This window comes from Micromonospora sp. NPDC007271 (assembly GCF_040634005.1).
In the GTDB taxonomy this organism is placed as follows: domain Bacteria; phylum Actinomycetota; class Actinomycetes; order Mycobacteriales; family Micromonosporaceae; genus Micromonospora.
In genome coordinates, this window is record NZ_JBEYER010000127.1 from 1 (window position 1) to 17682 (window position 17682).

13 protein-coding genes and 1 pseudogene are annotated in these 17682 nt (G+C 70.8%); 13 read left to right on the plus strand and 1 reads right to left on the minus strand.

Annotation, left to right across the window (positions count from 1 at the left end; genetic code table 11):
* Positions 1 to 2021, minus strand: a 2021-nt coding sequence (locus tag ABZ570_RS30360; protein WP_358070994.1) for a tetratricopeptide repeat protein, incomplete at its 3' end; no start/stop codon positions are given.
* Between the two features lie 512 nt (positions 2022 to 2533).
* On the opposite strand from ABZ570_RS30360, the gene ABZ570_RS30365 reads away from it, so the two are divergent.
* The 13 genes and pseudogenes from ABZ570_RS30365 to ABZ570_RS30425 form a co-directional block, all read left to right on the plus strand.
* Positions 2534 to 2833 carry a pilin gene (locus ABZ570_RS30365; protein WP_358070996.1) on the plus strand — a complete coding sequence of 100 codons (300 nt, stop codon included), beginning with the start codon at positions 2534 to 2536 and terminating at the stop codon, positions 2831 to 2833.
* Positions 2826 to 3761 (plus strand): hypothetical protein, encoded by a 936-nt coding sequence (locus ABZ570_RS30370; RefSeq protein ID WP_358070998.1) that lies wholly within the window; start codon positions 2826 to 2828, stop codon positions 3759 to 3761. Before ABZ570_RS30365 ends, ABZ570_RS30370 begins: the two co-directional genes overlap by 8 nt.
* Entirely contained in the window at positions 3758 to 4648 is an 891-nt protein-coding gene (locus tag ABZ570_RS30375) for a PrgI family protein (protein WP_358071000.1), read from the plus strand. Before ABZ570_RS30370 ends, ABZ570_RS30375 begins: the two co-directional genes overlap by 4 nt.
* A 41-nt stretch (positions 4649 to 4689) precedes the next feature.
* Positions 4690 to 6393 carry a DUF87 domain-containing protein gene (locus tag ABZ570_RS30380; RefSeq protein ID WP_358071016.1) on the plus strand — a complete coding sequence of 568 codons (1704 nt, stop codon included), beginning with the start codon at positions 4690 to 4692 and terminating at the stop codon, positions 6391 to 6393.
* Entirely contained in the window at positions 6390 to 8858 is a 2469-nt protein-coding gene (locus tag ABZ570_RS30385; protein WP_358071002.1) for a type IV secretion system DNA-binding domain-containing protein, read from the plus strand. Before ABZ570_RS30380 ends, ABZ570_RS30385 begins: the two co-directional genes overlap by 4 nt.
* Before the next feature lie 204 nt (positions 8859 to 9062).
* A complete protein-coding gene (locus ABZ570_RS30390) occupies positions 9063 to 9917 on the plus strand; it encodes a replication-relaxation family protein (RefSeq protein WP_358071004.1) in 855 nt (284 codons plus the stop codon).
* 304 nt (positions 9918 to 10221) lie between these two features.
* Entirely contained in the window at positions 10222 to 10911 is a 690-nt protein-coding gene (locus tag ABZ570_RS30395) for a hypothetical protein (RefSeq protein WP_358071006.1), read from the plus strand.
* A 93-nt stretch (positions 10912 to 11004) separates the two neighbouring features.
* Positions 11005 to 11733, plus strand: a complete 729-nt coding sequence (locus tag ABZ570_RS30400; protein WP_358071008.1) for a hypothetical protein — start codon at positions 11005 to 11007, stop codon at positions 11731 to 11733.
* Positions 11734 to 12065: 332 nt separating this feature from the next.
* The gene (locus ABZ570_RS30405; protein ID WP_358071010.1) at positions 12066 to 13316 is read left to right on the plus strand and encodes a MarR family transcriptional regulator; all 1251 of its coding nucleotides are present in this window, start codon (positions 12066 to 12068) and stop codon (positions 13314 to 13316) included.
* A 203-nt stretch (positions 13317 to 13519) separates the two neighbouring features.
* On the plus strand, positions 13520 to 14509 hold the full coding sequence (locus tag ABZ570_RS30410) for a DUF932 domain-containing protein (protein ID WP_358071012.1): 990 nt from the start codon (positions 13520 to 13522) through the stop codon (positions 14507 to 14509).
* A gap of 762 nt (positions 14510 to 15271) precedes the next feature.
* On the plus strand, positions 15272 to 16291 hold the full coding sequence (locus ABZ570_RS30415) for a C40 family peptidase (protein ID WP_358071014.1): 1020 nt from the start codon (positions 15272 to 15274) through the stop codon (positions 16289 to 16291).
* Positions 16292 to 16413: 122 nt separating this feature from the next.
* Positions 16414 to 17433: pseudogene (locus tag ABZ570_RS30420) on the plus strand (transposase); the annotation flags it as partial.
* 29 nt (positions 17434 to 17462) lie between these two features.
* On the plus strand, positions 17463 to 17682 hold a 220-nt coding region (locus ABZ570_RS30425), incomplete at its 3' end, for a transposase (RefSeq protein WP_358071018.1).

Genomic DNA, 17682 nt, shown 5'->3' on the forward strand with positions numbered 1-17682 from the left:
CGCCGCCCCACCTCCGCCAGCCGAAGAGCGTGGTTGTTCACCGACCTGGCGAGGTCGGGTAGGTAGGCATCGCGGTTGCCGGCGGCCAACCCCCGGTAGAGGTCGACCGCTTCCTGACTGACGGCCAGCGCCTCGACCCGCCGCCCCACCTCCGCCAACCGAAGAGCGTGGTTGTTCACCGACCTGGCGAGGTCGGGTAGGTAGGCGTCGCTGTTGCCGGCGGCCAACTCCCGGTAGAGGTCGACCGCTTCCTGGCTGACGGCCAGCGCCTCGTCCCGCCGCCCTGCCTCCGCCAACCGAAGAGCGTGGTTGTTCACCGACGTGGCGAGGTCGGGTAGGTAGGCGTCGCGGTTGCCGGCGGCCAACCCCCGGTAGAGGTCGACCGCTTCCTGACTGACGGCCAGCGCCTCGACCCGCCGCCCCACCTCCGCCAACCGAATAGCGTGCAAGGCCAGTGACGACGTTCGGTCGGTTGGCTTGGTCGCCGCTGCCTCGGCGCGTAGGGCGTGGGTGGTCAACGCGACCGCGATTTGGCCGAACTCGATCGAGGGGTACGGCACTCGACGCGCTGTCCGCTGGACCCAGTCAGGGTCGAGTTCAGCCGTGACGAGCAGGGCTGTGACCCGGGGAGCGAGCATTCCGGGGAACTGGAGGCCGACCTGGAGCACCGCTTCGGTCATCATCGGCAGATCCGCGCTCAGCGCCACGTCGATCATCTCCGCAGCGTCGGATTGGTGGGTGCGCGCGCGGCTCAGGACCGTCAGCGCCTGCACCGCCTGACCGGGAGCCAACCCGTGCAGGATCCTGCTGCGCTCGGCCGGGGTGCTTTCATGCAGGACCGCGACCGCGAGGTACTCGGCAAGCAGGTCCGGCTGCAACGTCCCCAGCCCACCGCCCGTTCCCGCCGTCGGGTACAGACCGTACAACCAGTCCACGTACCCGTTGACCACCTCTGGCTGCGCCGCGCCCAGGCCCGGCACCCGGCGGACCAGCTCCATGGCCTGCTCACGGTTGTCCGCGCCCAGCAGCGCCGCCACGGCGACCAGCCGCCGCAACACGGCGTCGGCAGCTGGCTCACCCGCACCTGGTAGACCGTCGCGGCGAGCCCGGTGCCGCCAGTACCGGGCCTCATGGCCCAGCACCTCAGCCAGCACGTCGTACCGGTCATCACCACGCGGCCCGCCCAACACCGCCAGCAGCGCCTGCGCATGCAACCGCAACACCGGGACATCCGGATCCACTCCACTCGGTGGAACATCACCCGGAGGACGGCGCCGCAGCCGGGCGGCGAACGCCACCATCGCCTCGGCCACGATCTGCTGCGGGGTGTAGTTCTCGATACGAGCCGGCACCTCGATGACGTTCGCCGGCACGGTCAACGCGTCCACCAGATGCGCCTGTGGCGGGTACGCCGCCGACAGCGACGACCACCACAACCCGGCTGAGCGGGCCAGCAACAACACCCGCACACCACCGGCCCGCTGCGCGACACACAACAGGTGCGCCAACGCCTGCGGGTCACGGGTCTCGGCGTAATCCACCGTCAGCAGCAGCCGGCCCGGCCGGTCACCCGCCTCAAGCTGCCCGGCGACCGTCGCCTCCCCACCGGGCGCCACGGGCCAACACTCCCAGCTCGTCAACCGGCCGGCGAAGTGCTGACCCAACCGGGTCTTGCCCACCCCACCCGCACCCACCACCAGCCGCACCACGCTCGCCGCGGGATCCGCGCACCACCTGTCCAACGCTGCCAGCAGCCACCCACGACCGACGAACCCGACCACCGCCGCCTGCGGACGCAGAAGCCACACCACCGATTCCGGCAGCTCCGCCACCAACGCCCCCGCGACCACCCGATCCCGCCGCTCACGCCGCTGCCGCGCGACCCGAACCCACTCCAGGACCGACGGCGCAAACGCCCCCACCACCGCCGCCGTCGCGCCCGCGAGCACCGTCCAACCCAGCTTGTCATCCGTGACCAACGCCCACACCGCCGCCGCAACGACCGCTGCGGGAACCAGCACCGCCCACCAGCAGCGCCCAACCCACCTCAACCCAGCCCGAAGCACACCCGCACGATACTGAAGGTGATCAAACCAACACACAGTCGATCATCCGAGAATGCATCCGCTCATCGGCAGATCCGGAAGCTGGCCTCTGTACCTGTGCCGTGCACCGATCCCTTACTGGTCTCGGCACGAGGCCGTCTCGGGTGAACGCCCTGGGACGGCCTCTGCGCGACCGCACCAACGTTGCAAGGGCATCGCGAGTCGCTGACCGGTGTTGTCAGGGCGTGACAGGTGGGCGGCGAGTTCGATCGGCCTGACAGCCGAGATCTGGGCGGTGCATGTCATCCATGGCATGCCCGCCCGGTGGGGACCGCTCCTTCCGGCGAGGCCATCGGTTCGGCATGGCTGGCGCGGCGTACTGACACCGCAACCCTTCGCGATGTGTAAGGGAGGAGCGCCCCCACCGGACCACGTTGCTCGCCCGGTCCCCGCCGCGGCGGCCCGCAGAGTCCTTGTGGAGCGCCGTCATGCACACGATTTCTGTCCTCAACGACCTGGTCTTCGCTGCCTCCGCCCCGAGTGGTGGCGGTGGTCCCCACTCCATCGCCCAGGTCATCTCGAACATCACGGGTTGGGTTATGGGCATCATCGCGTTGGTCGCGACGATGTTCCTGGTCATCGGCGGTCTTCGGTACATGGCCGCCGGCGGTGACCCGGCTCAGGTCGAGCAGGCGAAGGGCAACGTCAAGTCCGCGCTGATCGGCTACGCCCTGGCGGTGTTGGCCCCGGTGGTCCTGCAGGTGTTGCAGGGCATCCTCGGTGGCTGAGGCGGCCGTGATGGTCGACTGGCTGATGGACGGCCTGGTCAGCTGGCTCGCTGAGAAGGTCGTCGACCTTCTCGGCGGCCTGCTGGCTTTCCTGGCATCCTCCATTTTCGTATCGCCGGACGTCACCGTCCTGCCGCAGGTGGCCTCGATCGCCGACAAGAGCGCGCTGGTCGTCAACGCCTGCTTCGTCCTCGCGATCATCGCCGTGGGTGTTGCCGTGATGGTCGGCGACTCGGTCGAGATGCGCTACGGCGTCAAGGAGCTGATCCCCCGGCTTGTCGTCGGGTTCGTGCTGTCGATGTTTGCGGTCCCGCTGACCGGTGTGCTCATCGACATCGCCAACGCCCTGACGGTGTCGATGACCGGCACGTCCGCACCGACCACCGAGGCGGTCACCTTCGTCCGGGCTCGCATCGCTTCGGCGACGACCGACGAGAGCGCCGCGCTCCTGATGGCGATCATCGGACTGCTCATCGTCGGGTTGATGTTCATGCTCGTCGGTGGTTGGCTGGTGCGGATCGGGGTGCTGGTCGTGCTGGCCGGGGTCGCGCCGGTGGCCCTCGCGTGCTACGTCACCCCGTGGACGCAGGGTGCCGCGCAGTTGTGGTGGCGCAGCCTGCTGGGTTGCCTGGGCACACCCACGCTGCAGGCGGTCGCGTTCTCGGCGGGCGTCGACCTGCTGATCGACCCGGAGTCGAACCTGCCGATCCTGCTCGGCCTGCCCGGCTCGGACACGGTGAACCTCATGCTCGTGATCGTCGTGCTCTGGGTCACGATCAGGATCCCCGGGATGGTGCGCCGGTACGTGACCCGCGCGGGGTCGCGGAACGCCGGCGGGGTTCTGCTGCGGGCGGTGGTCGTCCAGGGCGTCACCCGCCATCTGCCGCTGGGCCGGTTGGGGCGCACTGCCGTGCGAGGTGTGCGATGACCCACGAGGACGCTCCCCCGCGCGCTGTCGTTCCGGCCAACGTCAACGAGCCTGACCGTATCGCGTTCGGGTTGACGTTCCGGCAGTTGGGCATCATCGGTGGTGTCGGCCTGGCCGGGTCCGGTCTCTACCGCGCGTTCGGGCATCTGCTGCCGGCGGTGGCGTGGATCGTTGCCGGGGTCGTCGTGTTCGCCGTGGCGGTCGTGGTGGCGCTGGGCCGCCGGGACGGCCTGCCCCTGGATGTGTGGCTGCGGCACGGTGTCGCGCTGTCCCGCAGCCCACGCCGGCTCGCGCCGGGTGCAGCAAGGGCCAGTTCGGTCGCGGTCGTGGCCGGCAGTCCGGGCGTCCCGGCGCCGTTGCGCTCGCCGGTCGTAGCGGTCACACCGGCCGGAGTCCTCACCAGTGAGGGCAGCGACAAGGTGCTCATCGCCTGCGGCACCACGAACGTTCACCTGCGCACCAGCAGCGAGCAGGGTGCGCTGTTGGACGGGTTCGGGCGGTTCCTGAACAGCCTGACCGGGCCGGCGCAGATTCTTGTTGCCGCGCAGCGGCACGATCTGACCGTCTACGCGCAGGCGATCGTCGACCAGGCGCCGCGTCTGCCACACGCCGCGTTGCAGGCCGCCGCCGGCGACCACGCCGAGTTTCTGCTGGACCTGGACAGCGAGCGGGATCCGTTGCGCCGGCAGGTTCTCGCTGTCGTCGCGGGCGAGTACGCGGCCGAGGGTGCCGTGCGGGCCCTGTCCGGGCTTGGTGTCGAAGCCGCCGCTCTGGACGGGCCGGCGGTCGCCGCGGCGCTCGCGGCTGCGGTCGATCCGTTCTGCCCGCCGGTGCCTGGCCCCCGCGCGGTGCCCGGCGCCCCGATCACCTTACGGAGTGCATCGTGAATCTGTTGAAGCGCACGAAGAGTGTCGCGGTGGGGGTGGGCATGCCCTCCCCCGCCGTTGTGGACGTCGCCTCGTCGCACGTGCGGGTGGGTGACGGGTACGCGGCTACCTATGTGGTGTGTGGTTACCCGGCGGAGGTCGGCCCGGCGTGGTTGGATCCGCTGCTGTCGTATCCCGGTCGGGTTGATGTTGCGGTGCATCTGGAGCCGGTGCCGCCGCCGCTGGCCGCGCCGATGCTCAAGCGTCAGCGCGCCCGCCTCGAGTCCTCCCGTCGTCTGGATGCCGATCAGGGGCGGCTCGGTGACCCGATGGTGGAGGCGGCGGCGGCTGACGCCGCTGACCTGGCCGAGCGTGTCGCCCGTGGGGCGGCGAAGCTGTTCGAGGTCGGCATTTATGTAACCGTCCACGCCCGTACCCTCGACGAGCTGCACACGGTCGCCGCGGGCGTGAAGTCCGCCGCGGCGAGTGTGTTGCTGGACGTTCAGCCGGCGACGTTCCGTCACCAGCAGGGCTGGGTGGCCACGTTGCCGGTCGGGGTGGACCCGCTGCGGATGCGCCGCGTCCTGGACACCACCGCCCTCGCGGCGGCGTTCCCTCTCGCCTCCGCGGACCTCGCCGCCCCGGCCCCGGGCACCGTCGCCCCGCCCGAAGGGGTGCTGTACGGGGTCAACACCACCTCGAACGGGGTGCTGATCTGGAACCGGTGGGCGCAGGACAACCACAACAGTGTGGTCCTGGCCCGCTCGGGTGCCGGCAAGTCGTACTTCGTGAAACTGGAAGTGCTGCGGAACCTGTACCAGGGCACGGCTGTAGCGGTCATCGACCCCGAGGACGAGTACGCGCCCCTCGCGGAGCACGTCGGCGGCAGTGTTGTGCAGCTCGGCCAGCCGGGCGTGCGCATCAACCCCCTCGATCTGCCCGCCGACGACCGGGCCGACACCCTGACCCGGCGCGGCCTGTACCTGCACACGCTGATCTCGGTCATGCTCGGCGCGGCGCCGCCGCCGGCGGAACGAGCCGCCTTGGACCGGGCCATCACCGCCACCTACGCCCAGGCGGGGATCAACGGCGACCCGGCCACCTGGACCAGGCCTGCGCCGCTGCTGCGGGACCTGGCCGCGGTGCTCGCCGCGGACAGTGACCCGGCCGCCGGGCAGCTCGCCGCGCGGCTGGCCCCGTGGACGGTGGGGAACTTCGCCAGCCTGTTCGACGGCCCGACCACCACCACCGCGGGCGGGCATGTGGTGGTGTGGTCGCTGCGGCACCTACCGGACGAGCTGCGCACCGTGGGCACGCTGCTGGCCCTGGATGCGATCTGGTCGGGCATCGACGCCCCGACCAAGGGCGCGCGCCGGCGGCGGCAGCTCGTCGTGGTGGACGAGGCCTGGCTGCTGATGCGCGACGGCGAAGGCGCGCGGTTCCTGTTCCGGATGGCGAAGGCCGCCCGGAAGCGGTCCGCCGGCCTGTGTGTGATCACCCAGGACGCGGCCGACGTGCTGTCGACTGATCTCGGGCTCGCCGTGGTGTCCAACGCCGCGACCCAGGTGCTGATGCGGCAGAGCACCCAGTCCATCGACGCGGTGGCTGAGGCGTTCAACCTGACCGCTGGCGAGTCGCGGCTGCTGCTGTCGGCGCCGCGCGGCGAGGGCCTGCTTGTCGCCGGTCGTAGCCGGATTCCGTTCCGCGCCCTCGGGTCGGCGGCCGAGCACAGGATTGCCGTGACCGGGACTGGGGAGGCCGCATGATGACAACGACGTCGACGTGGCCCGGAGAGGTCTGGCACGTCGTCGCCCGGCCGTGGCTCGGCTTCCTCGCCGCTGCCGCGATCGTCGGGGCGGTGTTCGTCCATGATCAGCTGCTCGTGTGGCGGCACCGGCGGTTCACGGCTGGGGCGCGGTGGCTGACGATCGCCGCCCCACCGGAGGTCACCGCGGAGGCTGCTGCCGCGTTCTGGACCACGCTCGTCGGCGTGCTGACTCCGTCGCTGTGGCAGCAGCGCCTGTTCGGCATCCCGCACGTCGGGTGGGAGTACACCTGGACCGGTCGCGCCCTGACCATCCGTGTGTGGGTGCCGGGCACGGTGCCGCGCGGTGCGGTCGAGGCCGCTGTCCGGGCGGCCTGGCCCGCCGCCACCCTCACCACCGCAGACGCCGCCGCGCCGATCCCTCCGACCGTGAGCGAGCAGGTGGGCGGGGCGCACTGGCCGCAGCGCACGGACGTGCTGCCGCTGCGCAGTGACCACGACGCCGACCCGCTGCGGGCGCTGCTCGCCGCCGGGGCCGAGGTCCGCCACCGCGAGCACGCGTGCGTGCAGATCCTCGCCCGCCCAGCATCCGCCCACCGCGTCCGTGCGGCCCGCCAGGCCGCGGCGACCACCAGCGCCCATCCTCACGGGCGGCCCGATGTGGCCGCCCGCACCCTCTCCGCGATAACGCGGCTGACCGTCGAACCCCTGCTGTGGCTGCTTGACGCGTTCACACCCGGCTCGTCCCGGCATCGCAGCCCGGCCTACCCCGCCACGGCGCGGGCGGTCGAGCGGGACCCGGTAGCCGGCGCCGACGCCCGCACAATCGTGGACAAGGCCGTGCGGGTGCCGCACTTCGAGATCGCGGTGCGGTTCGCCGTGGCCGCCGACGCCGACAAGACACCGCCGGACAAGGTGCGGGCCAGGCAGGTCCGCTCACGCCTCGTCGGACTGCGGCACACCATCGCTTCGGCTGCCGCCGCGTACACCGGCCCGAACCGGCTGCGGCGCATGAAGATGCCGCGACCGGTCGCGACCCTCGCCGGACGGCGGCTGCGGCGTGGGTTCCTGGCCACCGTGCCGGAACTCGCGGCCCTGGCCGCGCTGCCGCAGGACGTCGCCGTGCCGGGCCTGGACCGGGCGCGGGCCAAGGCGATGCCGGCGCCCGTGCAGGTGCCCTCCGGCGGCCGGGGCGTGAAGGTGCTGGGCCGGTCGCAGATCGGCCACCACAGCGTCGGGGTGAACGTCACCGACGCCCGCCAGCACGTGCACATGGTCGGCAAGACCGGCGTCGGTAAGAGCACCCTGCTGCTGAACATGATCCTCGGCGACATCAAAGCCGGCCGCGGGACGGTGGTCATCGACCCGCGCGGGGACCTGATCACCGACATCCTCGACCGGCTTCCCGCGTCGTACGCGAAGAAGATTGTGATCATCGACCCGGACCAGGAGAACCCAGGCTGTTTCAACCCTCTCGACGACCAGGGTGATCCGCACCTGGCGGTGGACAACCTGGTGGGGATCTTCGCGAAGATCTTCCAAGGCCAGTGGGGGCCGCGCATGGACGACACGATGCGGGTGGCGTGCCTGACGTTGATGCGGCACGCGAAACCGACGCTGAGCCTGGTGCCGTCGCTGTTGCAGGATCGGGAGTTTCGGGCCAGGTTCACCCACGGCCTGGACGACCCGGACGGGCTCGGCGGGTTCTGGCTCTGGTACGACGGCATCAACGAGCAGTTCCGTGGGCAGGTCATCGCCCCCGTCCTCGCCCGGTTGCGGGCGTTCCTGTTGCGCGACTTCGTCAAGAGCGTCATCGGCAACGCGCACAGCTCGTTCGACATGGGCCGGGTGCTCGACGGCGGTGTGCTGCTGTGCCGGCTGCCCAAGGGCATCCTGGGTGAGGAGACCAGCCGCATCCTCGGCTCGATGATCGTCGCCCGGGTGTGGCAGGCCGCCATCGCACGGGCCACGGTCCCCGAACACCAGCGAAGAGACGCCTGCCTGTACGTGGACGAGTGCCAGAACTTCCTCACGCTGCCCGGCAGCGTCGGGGACATGCTGGCCGAAGCGCGTGGGTTTCGGCTCGGGCTCGTGCTGGCGCACCAGGACCTGGCGCAACTGCCCAAGGACGTCGCGGCGGCGGTGTCGGCCAACGCGCGGACGAAGCTGTTCTTCACCGTCGACCCTGCCGACGCGCGGGAGTTGTCCCGGCACACCAAACCCGAGCTGGACGAGCACGACCTTGCCCACCTCGACGTTCACACCGCCGCTGCCCGGCTGCTGGTCGGTAACCGGGAACTGCCGGCGTTCACCTTCACCACCAGTCCGCCGGCGCCGGTGGTGGGTGAGGCGACGGCGATCCGGCGGGCCTGCGCCGCCGCCCACAGCCGCGCCGATGGTGAGCCACCGATGCAGCAGCTCGCCCGCACGGCGATGAAGCGGCGCATGAACTCACCCGAGCGCTGACCTGCGCCGTTCGTGTGGGGGCTCGGTTGGGTGCGGCACTGGGGGCTCGTTTGGGGGTGTCCGCGACACGAGCCCCCACACGAGTCCCCTGCACCTGCCCTGTCAGGTGCCTGACCTGCTCACACCCGTCCGACGACCCGGCCGAAAGCAAGATCAACTCATCCAGACTCCTACGGGATTCTCTCTCCACGGGGTGAACCGCCTATGCCGCAATCGCGTCCTGCTGGCCTGCTGGCCATCTACCCGCACATCACCAGCCGCGACCGGCTCCTGCTGCAGCTGCTCGACGACCACCAGGTCCTCACCACCGACCAGATCCACCGCATGCTGTTCCTCGCCCGCCGGACCTGTCAGATCCGGCTCGGCGAGCTGGCCGCCCTGGACCTGCTGGACCGGTTCCGGTTCGCCCGCGCCGGGGGCGGCAGCCAACCGTGGCACTGGACGCTCGGCCACCAGGGGCACCGGTTCCAGGCCGCCGCCCACAACCGGCCCGAGCCCACCGTCCGGGCGAGTCGGCAGATCGTGCACCGGCTGTCGGCCAACCCGCACCTGACCCACCTGCTCACCGCGAACGAGTTCTTCGTCCGGCTCACCGCGCACGCACGCCAGCACCCCGAGCCGCGCCTGGACCGGTGGTGGTCTGAGTCGATGACGACGAAGCAGTTCCGGACCATCACCGCCGACGGGCACGGCCTGTGGAGCGTCGCCGACACCACGGTGGGGTTCTTCCTGGAAGCCGACACAGGCACCGAACCCCTCAGCCGGGTGGTGGCCAAACTCGACCGGTACGCGCAACTGATCCGCCGCGGCGGCCCCCGCTACCCGGTGCTGTTCTGGCTCGGCAGCGAGCAACGCGAAGAACACCTGCACCGGCTCCTGCGCGGCCGGCGCGGCGACGTCCCGGTCGCGACCGCCACCCACACCAGCCACCCGGCCGAAGCGGTCTGGCTCCCGGTCGGCGCCACCGGCCGGGTCCGGCTCGCCGAGCTGCCCGCCGACCACGGCCAGCCAGTGGCGGACAACCCGAACTACGACGACGACGGCATCTTCGTACTCTGACAGCCCCTGACGGATCCTGTCAGCGCAGGTCAACGGCATGGTCGTGATTCCTGACAGGGCTGGTGCTGTCAGGACATGAAGCTACGGTGCAGCTTCTTCTTTCTCTGCTCGCACCGCCGCCCGTCTGTCCCTCCGCGGATCTGCCCGCGCCAGCGGGATCACCCCGCAGCCCACCCTTGCCGGTCGGCTCGTGATCCACGCCGGCGCCCTTCACGGCAGCTTCCCCGGTCCAGACGCCGCGATCCGGTGACCACCGTGCACCCACCCATGCCCACCCCTGTCCCGAAGGGAGCATCCCCCTGCCATGCCCACGCCCAGGCCGCTCACCGACCCCGTTGTCACCGTCTGCTTCGCGCCCGGCGAGGACGCGGACTGGTTCGCCGCCTCGGAGAAGGTCAACGACCTCCTGCACGCCGACGGCACCCCGGCCCGCCGCTACCACGTCCGCCACCGCCCGCTGATCGGTTGGCTGACCCGCTGGTGCGGCTACCACCTGCTCGACGCCACCCGCCGGTTCGGTGCGATCACCATGGCCGCCGGAGGCCGCAAGAGTCGCCTCGACCTGACCGGCACCGCGGCCAAGACCGCCACCGAAGCAGCTCGACGCTGGCGTGCCTGGAACAGCCACATCAACGCCACCACCAAGCCCGCCCACCCCTGGGAGCACTACCTCGCCCAGCACCACGCCGACCCGGCCACAGTCAGCCCGGACGAGGCGCGCCGCCGCTTCGAACAGCAGCCCCGCGTCCTGGCGATGCTCGCCCACTCGTTCGACCCGTACGAGCTGCCCGTCTACCAGGCGGGCGAAGCCACCTACGTCGGGCTCTACTGGCGCGTCGCCCTCATCGGCGACGCGCTGATCACCACCGACGGCCGCCTGCTCATGCCCGCCAGTGACTCCGTCGCTGACCGGTTCCGGTTCCTCAACGAGGCGTGCGCCTACGTGCGCAGCCTGCGCCCCACCGCGCGGCTGTGCGCCGTCGCCATCGCCTAAACCGCTACCGCCTGAACACACCCGAGGACCGGTCGCAGCCCCGCTGCGACCGGCCTTCGGCATGCCCGCAACCCGACGACAAGGAGATCCCCCGTGTTCCTGACCGATCCCGCCCTGCGACGCATCGCCGCCGACACCAACGACGTCCTGCCCGAGCACCTGTGGCGCCACGACACGGCCACACTCGACGCCCTCGGCGACCTCGCCCGCTTCCTGCACAAGACCGCCCTCGGGTTCAACGACACCACCGCCACCCTCGACAAGGCCCTCACCCGGGTGGGTGGGCTTGCCGAGTCGGCCCGAAAGGGGTTGGCCGCCCGCGCGGACCTGCACATCGCCGGCTACCACCAGGCCCTCACCGACGCGCTCGCCGCCCGCGAGCGGCACATCGTCCTCGGGACCATGCTCGTCGCCGCCTACCGCGCGTGGCGCAACCACCGGCCGGCGCTCGGCGAGGACCGTCACCTGCTCCTGTATCCCGGTGACCCGTCGCGCGGCGTAGCCACGCTGCGGCCCAAGGATCCGCGCACGTGGTGGGTGGTGCCCGATGCCGAGGCCGCCAGCGCCTTCGAGATCCCCTACCCGGACCGTGTCGTCGGCGAGGTCACCGAGACCGAGCAGAGCTGGACACCGACCGCGTACATCGCCCCGCTGCATCACCGGACCCCGCCCGGAATGGCGTACCCGCTGCCGGGCTGTGACGACCTCACCTCGGCCTGCCGGTCGCTGTTGCGCTGGTGGCACCTGCGCCACTCCGACGCCTGGCGCAGCCGCACCCCCACCCAGCTCACCCCCGCTGAACTCGCCCACCTCACCAGCTAGAAGGGGTGCCGCAGGTAGACACCCATCGCGGCGTTGTCCTTGCTGCCGGCCCCAGCCTCGGCCAGCACGCTGCCGGCCCATCCCCGCCACCGCGCGAGGCCGCCAGCACCCTCGAGACAGCAGCCGACGGGACCCCCGTCTCCGGCTTCCGACTCACCGGCACGGCAGCACGCCACCCCATGACCACCGGGCCGCAACCCCGTGCGGCACCCGGCACGGCGCCAACTCCACACGCCTGCCGCACTGACCGCCGCCGGCGACCCGGCGCACCACGGCCCGGCACAGCACGGTGCCGGGCTTCCCAAACCCCACGTTCCCAAGGAGGGAACCTGATGGAAAACCTGCCCCTGACGCCTGCCACCCAGGCCGTCCTCGACGCTCTGACCGAACTCGGCCAGGGCAACGCCCACGAGCTGGCCGGCAAGTCCGGCAAGGCCCGGTCGACCACCGACAAGGCGATCAAGACCCTCGCCGACGCCGGACTGATCATCGCGGTGGACATCGACGCCGACCCGGCCGAAGGCACGCCCACCCGGTGGACCCTGGCGACCCAGGCAGAGGCCACCGACGCGGCCCCGGACGACGACGCCGACCTCGCCGACGAGCGCACCGCCGGCGCGGACGACACCGACCTCACCCACCCGGACCTCGCCAACGCGGCCGACGAGGCGGACACCGGCGACACCGAGCCGGCCGACCAGCCCGGCAACGAGGTCGACCGCGACACCGCAGGCGACGAGACCGACGACGCGCAGGACGAGACCGACCAGGGCGACGCCAGCCGCGCGGACGTCGCAGACAGCGGGGAGGACCACGAAGGCCCGACGATCACCGTCGTGCAGCCGACGCGCCCCGGTGACCGCAAGGTCATGGCCATCAAGGGCGTCCTGGCCGACCACGGCGACGACGCCGCGACCCTCGACGTGATCGTGGCCGAAAGCGGCATCGGTCACCCGACCGCCGCCCGACTGCTCGCCGCGATGGAGCAAGCCGACGCCGCCCGCCGCCTGCCCGGCCTGCCGCAACGGTGGACCGCCGGCCCGACCAAGGCCAGCGACGTCGACCCGAACCCCCAGCCGCCCCGCTGCCCGCTGTGCTACCAGGTCATCCGTGGACTGGCGAACACGCCGAGCGCCGCGGCGGCGGTGCTGCCCCTCATCCGGCCCGACGACACGCTGCACGTCATCGGGCCGGACGGCGAAACGCACGTCGTCACCCTGCCCAAGCGCATGACCCCGCGGGCGACGGGCGCCACCGGGAGCGCGGGCCGCCGCAGCGACGTGACCGTCAACGCCGACGGCAGCCAGCCGTTCGGCAGGGGCGAGCTGGAGAAGCTGAGCCTCGACATCCTGGCGGCCAACCCGGGCCGAGCGATGACCCCGCAGGAGATTGCCACCGAGATCGGCGGGCAGCTCGGTCGCACGGTCAGCGGCGGAGCGGTGCGCAACAACTGCACCAAAGCCGCCGCTGCAGGCCGCATCGTCATGGTCTCCGACACGCCGCTGACCTTCGCCTACCCGGCGCGGGCCGACGCCGGCAACGCCGAGACCGACGGGGGTAGCACCGACGCCGGGCGGTCCTGACCCGGCACATGCCGATTCCCGCCCGGGGCCGGGCCAGCGCCCGGCGCCCCGGCGGCATGAGCTGGCTTATGCCCCGGCGTCCGGACCCCCGTCTCGCCTGGTCCTGGCCTACCTCGCCACAAGATCAGGCAACCAATCCCTATCCCACTCCCGGGGGCCGAGCGACCCGCTCGGCCCCCGCAGCACATCGAGAGGAGAATCCCGTGCCGCACGAACTGGAGACGTTCGCGGACGGAACGACCGCCTTCGCCAGCGCCCGCCTGTCGGCCTGGCACCAGCTGGGCACCGTCACCCAGACGACGATGAAGGCCGAGGAGATCATGGCCGCCGCCCGGCTCGGCGACTGGGGCGTGCGCACCATCCGCACCGTCGGCATCGACATCGTCGACGGGGTCGAAGTGCAGATCCCCGCCGACGACAAGCGGATGACCGTGCGCCGCAACCCGGTCACCGGCGACACCGAGTACCTGGGCGTCGTCGGCACCGACTACACGGTGGTCCAGAACGAGCAGTGCGCCGAGATGCTGGACCGCCTCGTGGACCAGGTCGGCGGCGCCCACTACGAGACCGCCGGCAGCCTGCGCCGCGGCAAGAGCGTGTTCGTGACCATGAAGCTGCCCGACGCGATGGAAGTCGCCGGGGTGGACCGCATGGACCTCTACCTGATCGGCACGACCTCCCACGACGGCACGGCCGCCCTGCGGGTGGACGCCAGCCCGATTCGCGTGGTGTGCGCAAATACCCAACGCGCCGCCTTCCGGCATGCGGTCGGGCACTACACGTTCCGGCACACCTCCAACGTCAACTTGCAGATCAGCCAAGCCCGCGAGGCCCTGGGCCTGATGTGGAAGTACCTGGAGACCTTCGAGAAAGCCGCCGAGCGGATGCTCCACACGGAGCTGACCATGCGCGAGTTCGAGAAGGTCGTCGCCCAGGTGTGGCCGGTCAAGGACACCGCGTCCGAGCAGGCCAAAAACAACTTCAAGCAGCGGCTCGGCACCCTCAAGTACCTGATCCGCGAGGCCGACACCCTGAAACCCATCACGGGCAGCCGGTGGGCCGGATACCAGGCCATCACCGAGTACCTCGACCACTACCAGCCCGCCAAGAACGAGACCGCCCGCGCCAACCGGGTGCTGACCGGCAACGTCGGCGAGCTGAAGCTGGCCGCCTTCGACCTGCTGAAGGTCTGACCACAACCGTTCCTATGGACTGAGCATGAGTTGCGCGTGCTCAGCCGCGTGCCCCGAACGGTGTTGGGCACACTGGTCCCCCGCGTGCGCTCCGTATCCGGCGCGCGCGGATCGTGTCCGCGGGTCCGGAGGTACGGGGGCGGGTTCCCTCGCGCTCGGGGTTCCCGGTCCGGCCTGGGCGATCCGATGCCCCTGCTCATCACTCCGGTGAGCAGGGGGCGGTGTCGTCCGTCGCCGGATCGGGTGCCCCTGGGCGCGTCGTCCGATCGCCACGGCGGCGCCGCCGTAGCGGGTTGTCTTGCGGTTCTTGCTGGTCAGTGGCTTCTGCCAGTGCTGGGCGCCCCACTGTGAGGTGTACGCGGGTCGACTGCGATGATCGCGACCCCGGCCGTCTGGGACCCACTTCCCCGCCGCCAACCTCGCACCGGCTCGACCCCAAGTACCACTTGCCCGGCCACCTGCGCCAGCCAGCCGCTGATTCTGCTCGCCCCGCAGATCAATGGCGCGCTGTCCTCGCTCTCCACGGCGCGCTCTGGTGCGTGCCCGCCAAAGCCCTGCGACTGGGGCTGGCACCGCGCCGCCCCCCGTCGATAGCGGCCACCCGCTGTTCCCATTCGCGACCTGATCGCCGTTCTCCTCCGCGAGATCCACGCTGGGCTTCTGCCGCTCATCCACCTCCTGTAGCTCGCATCCCCGATCGCCCCTACCGGTCGCGCACTCGCGCGGGGACCCTTTTTCATTTTCACCGAAAGGCATTTGGCCATGGCCAAGGTCATCATCGGCGTCGTCGCCGCCGTCATCGTCGTCTGTTTCGGCCTGCCCCTGCTGCTGCTGTCCGCTGTCATCGGCGGCGGTTCCGGCGGGTGCGGCATCAGCGCCATGCCCGCTGTACATCCCTTCGGGCAACCGCCCGGGGACGGCAGCTGGGACACCGAGCAGCTCGAAATCGCCGCGACCATCATCGACGTCGGCGTGTCCAAGGGCGTACCCCGCTGGGGTTGGGTCGTCGGCGTCGCCACCGCCATGCAGGAGTCCGGCCTGCGCAACCTGCCGCACCTCGGCGACCGCAACGACCACGACTCGATCGGAGTGTTCCAGCAGCGCCCAAGCCAAGGCTGGGGCAACATCGAGCAACTATCCAAGCCCGCCTACCAGGCAGGCAAGTTCTTCGACAAGCTCCTGACCGTCCCCGGCTGGGAAACGATGCCACTCGCCCACGCCGCGCAGGCGGTCCAGATCTCGGCCTTCCCCAACGCGTACGCCAGGTGGACCGACGACGCTGTGAAGCTGGTGGATCAGCTGACCAGCACCCTCGCTGGATGCGCCACCGACACGCTCGCCGCCCTCCCAATCGGGTTCGCGCTCCCCGCCAACACCCCGCCCGCGGTGGCCACGGCCATCTTTTGGGCCGTGAACCAGCTCGGCACGCCCTATCACTTCGGCGGGTCGTGCACCGACCCGCACTCCGGCGACCCCGACAAGCAATGCGACTGCTCCTCGCTCATGCAGTCGGCGTACCGGGCGGCCGGCATCTCCATCCCGCGCGTCACCACCGACCAGGCCAACGCCGGGAAGCCTGTGGCCGACCCGGCGCTCATGCTGCCCGGCGACCTCATCCTCATCCCCGGCAGCCAAGGCACCATGACCAACCCGCGCCACGTCGGCATGTACATCGGTCAAGGGCTCATCATCCACGCCCCCAGAGCCGGCGACGTCATCAAGATTGCCCGGCTGAGCAACTGGCACAACCAGATCGCAGTGATTCGCCGCATCACAAACTAGTGCGGTGTCTAACGTTCACCGGGTTTCCGATTGACTGTTGTGGATCATCGCCGGGTTGGTGGTTCCGTTGCCCCTACGCGGTGTTTCGGAAGTGTCGGAGGTGGCAGGCATGGTGTGGGGCTGTGGGGAGGTTTACCGCGTTCCGGTTCACAGTCGACCCGTCACCGTCGCAGGTGGTGGTGTTGGCGCGTCATGCGGGGGCGGCTCGGTTCGCGTTCAACCAGTGCCTGGTTCTGGTGAAGGAAGCCCTGGATGCGAAGCATCGGGGCGGGTCGGTGGTGGTGCCGTGGTCGGGTTTCGACCTGATCAACGCGTTCAACTCGTGGAAGTGCTCGGCGCAGGCGGGTCGCCGCTTCGTGGTCGACTCGGCCGGTTCGGCCGAGGTCGTGGCGACGGGGTTGTCGTGGCGGGCGCAGGTGTGCCAGCAGGTGTGTGAGGAAGCCGCTGTCGACCTGGGCCGCGCCCTGACCGCCTGGGCCGACTCCCGACGGGGAAAACGGCCGGGCCGCCGGGTGGGGTTCCCGACATTCAAACGCAAGAGCCGCACCCGGCCGTCGTTTCGCATCCGCTGCAGAACCAAGGCCGGGCGGCCGAGTATTCGGGTCGGGGATCCGACGGCAGGACCTCGGAGTGTCTGTCTGCCGAGGATCGGGGTCCTGAGGGTACGGGAGGACACCCGCCGACTCCGGCGGATGATCCGCACAGGCCGAGCCCACATCCGGTATGCCACCGTCTCCTGCCGGGCCGGCCGGTGGACCATCACCATGACAGTGGAGGCGGCGGACCTGCATCCCGCCCGCCAGCACCCGCCCCGCCCCGACGCCGATGGCGGTGGTTGGGTAGGTGCCGACCGTGGCCTCGCTGCCCTCGTCGTGGCCGCCGACACCACCGGCCGGCAGGTACTGCGCGTCGATGATGCGCCGCGCCCGCTGCGGGCCGCCCTGCCGAGGCTACGGCGGCTGTCCCGCCAGGTCACCCGTAAACAGCGAGGCTCGTGCAATCGGGCTGAGGCTGTCGCCCGGTTGGCTCGTGCCCACCATCGTGTCGCGAATGTGCGTCGCTACTTTCTGCACAGGGTTGCTAACCGGCTGGTCAAGACCCACGACCGGCTGGCTCTGGAAGACCTGCACACCGCCGGTCTGCTGCGTAACCGGCGTCTGGCTGGGCCGACCTGGCCCGCATCATCCGCTACAAACAGCGTTGGCGGGGCGGGCAAGCCACCCGGGCACCCCGCTGGTACCCGTCCACCAGAATGTGCAGTGCCTGCGCCACCATCGGCCCCGCCCTACCCCTGTCCGTACGCATCTTCGCCTGCGACGAGTGCGGGCACACGGCGGACCGGGACGTCAACGCGGCGGTCAACCTCGCCGTCTGGGCCGAGCAACACCATG

Excerpts from the sequence above, each read along its gene's own strand:
- ABZ570_RS30365 (WP_358070996.1), top strand. The coding sequence starts at position 2,534 with ATGCACACGATTTCTGTCCTCAACGACCTGGTCTTCGCTGCCTCCGCC.
- ABZ570_RS30375 (WP_358071000.1), top strand. The coding sequence starts at position 3,758 with ATGACCCACGAGGACGCTCCCCCGCGCGCTGTCGTTCCGGCCAACGTC.
- ABZ570_RS30380 (WP_358071016.1), top strand. The coding sequence starts at position 4,690 with ATGCCCTCCCCCGCCGTTGTGGACGTCGCCTCGTCGCACGTGCGGGTG.
- ABZ570_RS30385 (WP_358071002.1), top strand. The coding sequence starts at position 6,390 with ATGATGACAACGACGTCGACGTGGCCCGGAGAGGTCTGGCACGTCGTC.
- ABZ570_RS30390 (WP_358071004.1), top strand. The coding sequence starts at position 9,063 with ATGCCGCAATCGCGTCCTGCTGGCCTGCTGGCCATCTACCCGCACATC.
- ABZ570_RS30395 (WP_358071006.1), top strand. The coding sequence starts at position 10,222 with ATGCCCACGCCCAGGCCGCTCACCGACCCCGTTGTCACCGTCTGCTTC.
- ABZ570_RS30405 (WP_358071010.1), top strand. The coding sequence starts at position 12,066 with ATGGAAAACCTGCCCCTGACGCCTGCCACCCAGGCCGTCCTCGACGCT.
- ABZ570_RS30415 (WP_358071014.1), top strand. The coding sequence starts at position 15,272 with ATGGCCAAGGTCATCATCGGCGTCGTCGCCGCCGTCATCGTCGTCTGT.